The sequence below is a fragment of the Pseudoalteromonas sp. S1608 genome, from assembly GCF_005887265.1.
Classification (GTDB): domain Bacteria; phylum Pseudomonadota; class Gammaproteobacteria; order Enterobacterales; family Alteromonadaceae; genus Pseudoalteromonas; species Pseudoalteromonas undina.
In genome coordinates this window covers 73,781-84,574 of record NZ_PNDK01000031.1, presented here as the reverse complement: position 1 = coordinate 84,574, position 10,794 = coordinate 73,781, and the positions used below count along the sequence as shown (strand labels likewise).

The 10,794-nt window shown below is 39.7% G+C and carries 8 protein-coding genes and 1 pseudogene; 7 read left to right on the top strand and 2 right to left on the bottom strand.

The genetic code is table 11. From position 1 onward, the window contains the following. A pseudogene (locus CWB75_RS13310) lies at positions 1-365 on the top strand (ribonuclease E); the annotation flags it as partial. A 423-nt stretch (positions 366-788) separates the two neighbouring features. On the opposite strand, the gene yejK reads toward CWB75_RS13310, so the two are convergent. After that, positions 789-1,805 carry a nucleoid-associated protein YejK gene (gene yejK / locus CWB75_RS13305; RefSeq protein WP_109874826.1) on the bottom strand — a complete coding sequence of 339 codons (1,017 nt, stop codon included), beginning with the start codon at positions 1,803-1,805 and terminating at the stop codon, positions 789-791. 63 nt (positions 1,806-1,868) lie between these two features. Between yejK and CWB75_RS13300 the strand changes: the two genes are divergently transcribed. The 6 genes from CWB75_RS13300 (at position 1,869) to CWB75_RS13275 (ending at position 7,694) form a co-directional block, all read left to right on the top strand. Next, positions 1,869-2,081, top strand: coding sequence for a YejL family protein (locus CWB75_RS13300; protein ID WP_008109847.1), 213 nt, complete (start codon positions 1,869-1,871; stop codon positions 2,079-2,081). Between the two features lie 5 nt (positions 2,082-2,086). Next, a complete protein-coding gene (locus CWB75_RS13295; protein ID WP_138570909.1) occupies positions 2,087-3,583 on the top strand; it encodes a DUF3413 domain-containing protein in 1,497 nt (498 codons plus the stop codon). Between the two features lie 145 nt (positions 3,584-3,728). After that, positions 3,729-4,220, top strand: a complete 492-nt coding sequence (locus tag CWB75_RS13290) for a DUF4124 domain-containing protein (RefSeq protein WP_138570908.1) — start codon at positions 3,729-3,731, stop codon at positions 4,218-4,220. Positions 4,221-4,403: 183 nt separating this feature from the next. Next, positions 4,404-6,122 (top strand): bifunctional isocitrate dehydrogenase kinase/phosphatase, encoded by a 1,719-nt coding sequence (gene aceK, locus CWB75_RS13285; protein WP_138570907.1) that lies wholly within the window; start codon positions 4,404-4,406, stop codon positions 6,120-6,122. A gap of 16 nt (positions 6,123-6,138) precedes the next feature. After that, positions 6,139-7,077, top strand: coding sequence for a LysR family transcriptional regulator (locus tag CWB75_RS13280; protein WP_008468187.1), 939 nt, complete (start codon positions 6,139-6,141; stop codon positions 7,075-7,077). A 173-nt stretch (positions 7,078-7,250) separates the two neighbouring features. Continuing rightward, a complete protein-coding gene (locus CWB75_RS13275; protein ID WP_008468186.1) occupies positions 7,251-7,694 on the top strand; it encodes a ferritin-like domain-containing protein in 444 nt (147 codons plus the stop codon). Positions 7,695-7,758: 64 nt separating this feature from the next. On the opposite strand, the gene CWB75_RS13270 is transcribed toward CWB75_RS13275, so the two are convergent. After that, complete coding sequence (locus CWB75_RS13270; protein ID WP_138570906.1) at positions 7,759-10,791, bottom strand: TonB-dependent receptor plug domain-containing protein; 3,033 nt, start codon at positions 10,789-10,791, stop codon at positions 7,759-7,761. Between the last annotated feature and the right edge of the window lie 3 nt (positions 10,792-10,794).

Here is a 10,794-nt window from a genome sequence, read left to right as displayed (position 1 = left end):
AACCAGTAAAAACTGAAGAACAAGTGCAAACTGAAGAAGTCGCTGTTGAAGCAGAAACCGCACCGGTTAGTGCTACTGAAACACCTGTAGAAGCTAAAGAAGCGCCTGTAGTTGAAAGTCAGCCTGAGAAAGTGTCGCAAGCGAGCTCAGCTAATGTAAACGCTAAAACAGTGATTACAGCTGGACATGCAAGTGCGCCAATGGCACAGCCAACACCAGTAGCTGATAGCGAAATCAAGCATACATCAGTTGCAATGGCACATGACAAACGTGAGTTAATCCCTGACAGTGGCCTTCGCCCTGGCTCAGTAAAACCTGCTGGTCGTGCAAGCTCAGCAATGACTAAAACACTTAATGCTGAATAAGCACTAAGTTTAGTTAAAAGCTAAAAAAACCGCGTTAATTGATTTTAACGCGGTTTTTTATTGCCTGATATTTATGTAACTCGCAACGGGGTTCGGGTAAAGTCGAAAGTTAGCGGGCTACGAGGATCGGGCTTCGAGCCTGCTCCCTAAACCCTTAGCTCGCAACTTGCTGTGAGCAAGATCTACGTCTACAACTATTCCTAACACCTAAAACATGCGCGAGGTAAACTCCCGCCTACGGATAAGGTCAACATCGAGGTTTATTGTCGGCGGGGCTTTATGCCGCGCAAAGGAATTATTCACAAAGAGTACTATGAGACGCTGCGCTTTTAGAGGGTAAAGTTACAATCGAAGGTTAACGGGCTGTGGGGATCGGGTTACGAGCCTGAGCCCGAAACCCATAGCTCACAGCCCGCCGTGAGTTTAATCTTGCTCTTGTTCCATGAAACGTTGCAGTTGGTCTTTAAGGTTTGGCGGAATGCCCTTGATCACTAAGGTATCAGTGGCTTCATTATAAGTTACACGCTCACCTAAATGTTTACGCTCAAAGCTAATGCTCACACCGCCACCTAAGCCTGAAAACTTCACCATACTCGTTACTGTTTTCTTATCGACTGGGAATGACTCTTCTAGGTCATAGCTTTGCTCTTTACAAAAGCTCTCAAACGGGTTGTCGTCGCCTTTGGTTAGCGTTGCTGAAAGCTCACTTACATTGGCTTCTTCGCCTGTGGTGACACAGTCGTTACAATAATCAAATACTTGTTTACGTAAATCATCTTTTTCTGACTTATCAAACTCTTGCTCTGATAAGTAGTCTTCTACCGCGCTTAGCATTACTTGGCTTTGTTGCTTAGGATCAATGCCCTCTTCACAACCTAAGAAATCTAAAAAGAAGTCAGCCACTTTTCGCCCTGCACGACCTTTAATAAACGAAATATAACGATTATCGTCTGCTTGGGTATCCCATGCTGTTAAATCGATACGTGCAGCCAATTGCATACGCGAAATATCTAAATGGCGCGATGCGGCTAAATCAAGCTCTGAAGTCATGGAGTAGTGCTCTTTAATGTTGATCATGGCAATCAACATATAATCAGTAGCCACGTACTGATAATGACAAAATACTAAGTAGCCAGTTTCATTAAAGGCGTATTTATCTAACTCTTCTTTTAATACCGTTGATGCCTGCTCGGTCATATGCCAAAAGCCAAGCTCATTATTACGATAGCTTTGCATAGTAGAGGCAACAATACTGTTTTTTTCGCCACTAAAAGCACAAAAACCTTTGCCTGGCTTGCCGTTGTAGGCGTGGTGTAATTGCTCAATGAATACAGCAACTTTGTCGTTGATCATCATTTCGTCGTTGCGAAGGTGAATTTGGGTGTCGTCATCTTTTTTGTCTACATAGTGCACGACTAATTTTTTAACATCTATTGCCATCTTTGTTTTTCACGCCTCTGGTGTTAAAATACGGGAATATAACTATTTTTATTGAACCAACTGATGCCAATCTTATCAAAATACTCTAATGAAGAAGTAGAACAAATCGTCGATCAGCTTATTGATGTTTTATCAAAACACAATGCGCCGGTTGATTTAAGTCTTATGTGTTTAGGAAATTCTATCACGCATATCTTAAAAGAGCATGTACCAACAGGGAAAAGACAAGCTGTTACTGAGAACTTTGCAAAAGCACTCGCTCAGTCGGTTAAATAAACTCTATGAATTTATCGCAGCATAACCAGTTTTCATCGAAAGCAAGTCAATTATTAAGTTGGGGCCATTGGTTTACATTTGCCAATATTGGTTTAGCGCTTTTAATTAGCTTAAGCTATTTATTTGCCGACTCACCGCCCACTACTTATATAGGTATCACTTATATGGTGGTTACGTGGCTAAGCCACACCAGCTTTATTGCCTTTTTAGCGTTTGTGCTGACGGTTTTTCCTTTAAGTTTAGTGTTTCCCTATCCGCAGCATATTCGTGGTATGGCGGCAGTGATAGCAACAATAGGTGCTTCAATACTGACTTTGGACGCTTATGTGTATTTTAACTTGGGCTATCACTTAAATGCCTCAGCGCTGCCTGAAATTATTTCGTTGTTGTGGCACCGCTTAACAAATTCACCTGCGCTTACTACCTTGCTTGCTGGCAGTATTGTGTTACTTATTTTAGGCTTTCAGCTTACGGTTAGTAACTTTACTTGGCACCATTTAGGGCGTTTAAAGCAATTTAAATTTGCGCGTTATGCCGGTTCTTTTTTAGTTATCTGTTTTGCCTTAAGCCACAGTATTCATATTTGGGCTGATGCAAATTTAAAATTTGATATCACAAAACAAGATAACGTATTACCGCTTTCGTATCCAACTACAGCCAAAAGTTTACTCGCTAAAAACGACTTATTGGATGTTGAAAGCTACGAGCAAGCACATAATGTTAAAATTAATAACCAAGGTATTAATTACCAAATACCTACCCCATTAGCAAAATGTGAAGATTACAACGCAGCTAAAGTTGATATTTTAGTGTTTGATAATGACGAACAGTTAGCAAAATTTGTTGCTAGCAAAAAAGGCATTTATAAAAATCAGCAGTTTTTACAACCCACAGATCATAGCGACATGCTTTTTGGTTTGGTGTATGGTCTGCCTGCATTTTATAAAACTGATATTATTGAGCAACAAACGTTACCTGTTTGGCAAAGCCAACGCCGTAGTGTAGAAGTATTTGGTATTGATGAGCTGAGCTTTATTAACGAGCAAGCACACAAAGATGGCGCAATCAGGGTTATTAAAGCGAATGAAAATACGACTGTACGCGATGACACTACTGATTTTTTTGCATTTAGTGTGTCTCAAAACAGCAATGAAATAGTGACCACGTCAACCTTGTATAGCTCAGATAAGTTTATTTCTAAAGTGAATGGCTTAATTCAACCTAGTGACATTCTTGCTACTAGCCTTGGCCAATACTTAAACTGTAATACGCTTGCAGAGCAGACAATGTTAGGGAAAAACTTATACAATAAAAGTAATAACATTGGCGTTAATTACTCACAAGGCGTCGTAATTGCTTATAAAAAAGATAGAATTACGCTGATTGATCGTGATGGAAACTTTAGAAATATTTCCGCAGCTGAAGGGTTTTCAATTGAGCAAGGACTTGATATTCCGTTTTTAGTGCACAGTATTAAAAAGCTTAAAACATTTTCTCAATAGCACCTCATAATACGAGCGAGTCATTAAAACTGACTCGCTTAGTTTCTGTTATTACTCCTTTGCACTTGCTATCCCCCCAAGCTAGGTTATAGTTTTTAACATTAAAAATTATTAACTCGATCAGAATATACAAAGGATAATCATTATGTTCAGCGTTATTAATCTGATCATTACTGTCTGTATTTTATGTTTTAGTTCTCTAGCATTAGCTCAAACCACCTATTACAAATGCGTAACCCCAGAAGGGACTACCTTTTCACAATTACCTTGTAGTTACAATGCAACCGTTCATAAAATAACTGCCACCGAGCCAAAACAAGCAGGTGAAGAAATAAACTACACTAAGCAGTTAAACGAACTTGAACGCAACACCATAATTACTAACTTAGAGGCGGAGCTACGCAGTAACCAGCATAAACTCGCTATACTTTCTCGAGAGAAAGACAGAGCTGATTTTAAACAACAACAGCGGTTAAATCATATATTAAGTGCCGATGATAAAAAACGAATTAGCAAAGATATTAAAAAGACGCAAAAAAGCTTAGATAAGCAATATAAAAAAGATAAAACGTTAATTGAAAAGCGAATTAAGAAATTACAAAAAAAGATTGATGCCTACCAAGCAGACTCTAATTAACTTAAATAAATATCATCTTAATTAGCTTGGTTTTAAACATAAAATAACATACCCTTAACAACCGTAGAGTACGAACTCTAATACGTGTTTAGTGATGCAATTTCCTTTGACCCGCTTTTACAAATTAAATGGTATCCACCGGCACTTTGCTAAACACCTAAAGGCGTCAATTAAGGAGTACTGATGCAACCACGCCAAATTGCTGAGTTAATTTTAACCGGATTTAAAAAACATTACCTGCTGTTTCAAAGAACAACAGCAAAAGCACCTTATGCGTTTGCTAAAAGAGATTGGCAAGCAATCAATGATATTAGCCGCCTACGTATTAGCTATTATGATGATCGAGTTAACGAAACCACAAAAACCTTACGTGAACGCCAACAAACAGACCAGCTAAACGAAAGTTTATGGCTTGAAGTAAAAAAAATTTACCAGCATTTTTTATGTTTTCACCCGCAGGCTGAGCTTGCCGAAACATTTTATAACTCTGTATTCTGCCGCTTATACCACCGCCGCTATTTTCATAACGACTTTATTTTTGTTGAAGCGACACTCAAAGATGCGCCATCAGTGCCTGTAGAGGCTGAATATAGAAGTTACTTCCCCGTCGTGGATGGTTTAAAGCCAACAATTAAACGCATTATTAACCACTTTGATTTTAAAGCCGATTTTGTCAACCTTGAGCGTGATATTCGTTTATTAGTAAAAGCGTTTTATAAGCAAGCTCCCGATACTCACCACCAACATTGGCAAATGCGTTTTGATATATTACACACGCCGTTTTACCGCAATAAAGCCGCATACATTGTGGGGCGCGTTGTATCGCAAAGTGGCGTTCAGCCCTTTATTATTGCCGTGTTACACCATGAAGATAAAGGCCTTTATTTAGATGCCTTACTTACAAAGTCGTCGCAAATGCGGGTTATTTTTGGCTTTGCGCGAGCTTACTTTATGGTAGAAACTCATGCTCCTTCAGCGTTAGTGCGGTTTTTAAATCAACTTATGCCTAATAAAACCCTCGCCGAGCTTTACAACGCCATAGGCTTTCATAAACAAGGTAAAACCGAGTTTTATCGTGAGTTTTTAAATCATTTAACCCATTCTAATGATGAATTTACCATTGCTCCAGGTACACCGGGTATGGTGATGATGGTATTCACCCTGCCCTCATTTGGTTATGTATTTAAAGTCATCAAAGATAAATTTGGCGAAAGTAAGCCATTTGGTCGCGAAACGGTATTAAAACGCTATCAACTGGTTAAAAGCCACGACCGTGTTGGCCGAATGGCCGACACAATAGAGTATTCAAACGTCGTATTTCCTTTGGCACGATTTGATAGTAACTTGTTAGCACAGTTGCACAAAACCATTGGCTCATCGATGGTGATTGAGGGTGACTGGTTAATCATAAAACATTTATACATTGAACGGCGAATGACACCGCTTAATTTGTTTTTAGAAAATGCAGACGAAAAAAGTGCCGCCGATGCCATTGAAGAGTATGGCCAGGCGCTTAAAGAAATGATTGCCGTGAATATTTTCCCTGGCGATATGCTGTTAAAAAACTTTGGTGTAAGTAAGCACAAACGGATTATTTTTTACGATTACGACGAAGTGCAGTATTTAACAGACATGAACTTTAGAGCACTACCTAAAGCAAACAGTTATGACGATTATTTAATGGACGAACAAAGTTACTCGGTTGCTCCTCAGGATGTATTTCCAGAGCAGCTATGTACCTTTGTAATGCCTAATCCAACATATAAACAATTTTTAACTAGCACGCACCCTGAATTACTTGATGTGAACTTTTGGAAACAAGCACAACAAAATATAAAAAATGGAAAGGTGAGTCATATTTATCCCTATCCTACAGCACAGCGTTTTATCCATTATTGGTAAACGTTAAGGACACACAATGAATATAAGTAAAATAGATTTAAATTTACTGGTTTACCTCGATACATTACTGCGCGAATGTAATGTTACTCGTGCTGCAAACCAGCTTAGCATTACTCAACCGGCAATGAGTAACGGACTTAAACGCCTACGTAACCTTTTTAATGATCCTATTTTAGTGCGTACCAGCGATGGTATGGTACCGACTGAGCGTGCTATTGAGTTGCAGCCTGTGATTCGTGGAATCTTGATGACCCTTGAAGAAACGCTGGCACCTAATCGTGAGTTTGAAGCTAAACAAAGTAAGCGAGTGTTTAGGATCATGGCCAGTGATTACGCGGCCAGTACCATGGCACCGCGTTTATTAGGGAAACTACACGAAGAAGCGCCCGACACCACCTTAGATATTTTAACTCCTAGTGATGTTACCTTTCACGATGTTGAAAACGGTAAAGTTGATATGGCGATTAACCGCTTTGAAAATTTACCACAATCGTTTCATCATAAACGTATTTGGAAAGACAGCTTTTGTTGTTTAGTAAAATCAGATAACCCCATTATTGAAAACTTTAGCCTAGACAGCTATTTAAAAGCTCGCCATATTTGGGTAAGTAAAACAGGCTTTGGTGTTGGTGTGGGGATGGACCCTAAAGATGTGCAGAAGCTGGGCTGGGTTGATGAGGCACTGGCGCATTTTGGTAAACACCGTAATATTGCGACTTTTACTCGTAACTATCATGTGGCTGTTCACTTAGCCAAAGAGAAAAATTTAGTTGCGACTTTGCCCTCAAAAGCGGCCAATATTTATTTAGACGATCCTGGGCTTAAAATACTGGAGCCACCCTTTCCTATCCCGCCATTTGAACTTGATATGATATGGAGCCCTTTATTACACAGAGATGCTAGTCATATTTGGTTACGCCAAAAAGTAGCTGAAGTAGCGGATGAGCTAAAATAACCTTCTTACATACCTTAATGTAAAATTTGCTTGCTAACGCTTAGTTAGCAAGCCTACCAAACTATTAAAAAAAAATTAAAAACCATAAAATACAAACACTTAAGAAATAAAACCTACTTGGAATAGCGCTTGCTTAGTAATGACTGTATTTTAAATTAACAGAGGTCATTATTATGAGCACCCATCAAGGACAAGAAATTAATCATATTACCGACATTATCCAAGTAATGAATAGCGGCATCGACTTTTACCAAACAGCACAAGATAAAGTACAAGACCCCGCTATAGGTGCCCTATTTCAACGTATGATTGACGCTCGTAAAGTCAGTGTGGAGAGTTTACAACCTTACGCAATTAATCAACAAGGTGAGCGCGAAGATGGCTCGTCGTTTGTTGTAGAAGCACGCCGTGCATTTACTACTTTGATTAGTAAATTTGCTAACGATAACGATCAAACCTACGTTAAAGAGCTTGAGGAAGTAGAAGATAAAACCTTAGAAGAAATTAAAGTAGCGTTGAAAAAGCCTCAGTCTCATGATTGTGAAGCAGCGTTATCAAAAGTATTACTTACTATGCAGAGCTGCCATGCTGAAATGAGTAAAATGCAAAAACATTAAGTTTAAAACGATAAAAGGGCCTTACGGCCCTTTGGTTGTTAAATAACAATAGGAGAGTTATTAATTAAAAGCGGTACTCTGCACCTACGTAGTAGTAAGCACCGTTGAAGCCAAATGGCGCTGAACGACGTGAGTACTTAAATACACCATCGCTGCTGACAATAGTGTTACCTTGAGCATCTACAATTGTGCCTGAACGTGAATTACCTATGGTGTTTTCATCTGGGTAAACATCAAATAAGTTATTTGCGCCAATATTTACTGATAAATCGTCAGTCACAAAGTAATTTACTTTGATGTCAGTTAAAATTTCAGCACCATAAGTCTGACGGCCGCCATCTTCCACTGTGTATTCACCAAAGCGATTAAGCGATAGGTTTACGGTCCAGTCGTCGCGACGATAAAGTGCACTTAAGTTAATTCGATCTTCTGGTTGCCATTCTTCAATAATAGAAATTTCTTGATCAGAAAACACATCATCAACTGGCACGGTCTCAAGCCCAGAACCTGCAGGTGTAAATAACGACACGACATCGGTTTCTGTAAAGTTAGCCGCTAAAGTAAAATCAAGCGTGCCGCCAAGGCCTTCTGTATTCCATGTAGCCACAAAGTCGATACCTTGTGTCTCAGTGTCAGCGCCATTTAAGAAAAACTGCCCTGCACCCGCACCTGAACTTAATAACGCAGCATCAAGACTGCTTGATAAGCCTTTACCTAAGCGATTACTAATTACAATACGGTCGTCAATATCAATTGAGTAGTAATCTAGGGTTACATTAATATTATCGCTTACGTTATAAACGATACCTAAACTGCGGTTTTGAGATTTCTCTTCTGTGAGCTTAGGAATACCTAAACTTTGCGCAAGGGTTGAATCGTTTCTAAAGGTCCCCACTTCTTCAGCCACTAAATTACCATTAGGACCTACAACAAACTGTGTGCTGATGTTGTTAAAATACAACTGCTGCATTGAAGGTGCTCTAAAGCCTGAGCTTAGCGCACCACGAAGTGAAATATCTTCAGTTACTGACCAGTTACCGGCTAGTTTAAAGTTAACTGTATCGCCAAACCCTTTGTAATTGTCGTAACGTAACGCCCCTGAGATAATCACATCTTCAATAACGTAAGCTTCAGCGTCTAAGTAAAACGAGATCACATCACGCGACTCATCAACCGAAGATGCTGGCGATGAACCACCAAAGCCTTGTGTGCCACCGGATGCGTTTTCGCTGCCAATACCACCGCTTAGTCCATCGTAAATATTAACACCATTGTTGGTATCGTAATCACGATATGCGTATTCGCTACCCTCTAAAATACGGTACTCATCGGTACGAATTTCAGCACCCATTGCTAATGAGTAATCATCAAAATTTTGAGTAAAATCAAGATTAATCGTTTGCAGTGACAGCTCCATGCCATAAGCATAACCTTGGCGTGGAATAGTGGCACGAATATCTGCTGCACTTAGGCCTTGGTCATAACGTAAAAAATTTGCATAAGAGCCGTTAATAGTATCGCTGGTTGTGTAGTCAATGCTGTTTTCACCATAGGTGTACGATAGGTCTAAGCTTGAGTCGTTATCAAATTCAGTTTTATAACCAAAGTTATATGAAATATCGTCAATCGTGGTATTTATTTTAGGTAAGAAACCAGTTGGGATGGTTGCATCGCCATCTTGAAGTACCGGGTTACCACCTGCATTGGCATTATGACGGAAAAATGCCGCTGATTCGTTATCACGAGTTGAATAGGTAATAAAACCGTATAGTTCACCCGCTCCTAATTCGTAGCCGGTGTTAACTGTTAAACCAAATTGTTGAGAATCAGCATCGCCAATTCTGAATGTATCACGTGGCGCGGTTAATTCACGTGGGTCACCCGCAAGCAAGGTGCCATCAGAAAGTTCAGTACAGCCATAAAACTGACATGAACCATGAAGGCCTGCGCGGTTAGTCGGTGCTCGGTCACGGTAGTTAATAGTTGTATTTAAATAACCGTTATCACCTAAAGCAAAGCCTTTATTAAAGTCGATATTAACGGTTTCGCCATCACCTTCTGAATACTCACCGTAGTTAACGGCCGCTTTACCACCTTCGCTGCCATCTTTTAGCACGATATTAATAACACCGGCAATTGCATCCGAACCATATTGAGCTGCAGCGCCATCGCGAAGCACTTCAATACGTTTAATTGCTGAGGCTGGAATCGCATTCATGTCAGTACCCGCAGTACCACGACCAACCGAGGTATTAATATGAATAATACTGGCTTGATGACGACGCTTACCATTGATCAATACCAATGTTTGGTCAGGGCCAAGGCCACGTAACGTTGCAGGTCTTAATGCATCAGTACCATCACTAATAGATGAACTTGAAAAGTTAAAAGAAGGTGCGATAGCTTGAAGCATGCGGCCAACTTCTGTCTGGCCGGTGTTTTCGAGTGCTTCTGCACTTAAAATATCAACGGGGACAGGTAAGTCTTCAACTGAACGTCCTGCGACACGACTACCTACAATAGCAATTTTTTCGATGTTTTGTTCTGCGCTTTGTTCAGCGGCATTTATTCCTTGTGAATTAACTGCAAGTAAAGCAGGTAATACGGCAGCACTAACTCCTGAAAGCTTCATCATGTTGTTATCTTTCCTATTGATTTGTTTGAGTTTAATACTCAGTAAACCATTTTGATCAACAACCGCATCGAGCTCAGTCTCAGCTAACAATGCGTTTAACGCATCGAGTTGAGAATAAAATCCATATAATGAATTTGCCTCGTACTGTTTAGCAAGCTCATACGAAAAAACCACTGTTTGTTCAGTTTGCTTAGCAAATTCTATTAAGGCTTTGTCTGCTCGTTGCGCTTTTATATCAAACTGCATCATTTGTCCTTCAGTTTGACTCGCGTGCACACTGATACTAAAAAATAGCGGTGCAGCGAGTCCCAGCGGACTTAAATAACACGTATGGTTACTGCGCAACTTATATAAACAGTTAGCAAACAAAAATCCTCTATAGGTTTTTATCATTTTTTTAATCTTTAAATTACTTTTTACACCCTTATGAGTAACATTGATTAACAATGGCGTGATTTTCATTAC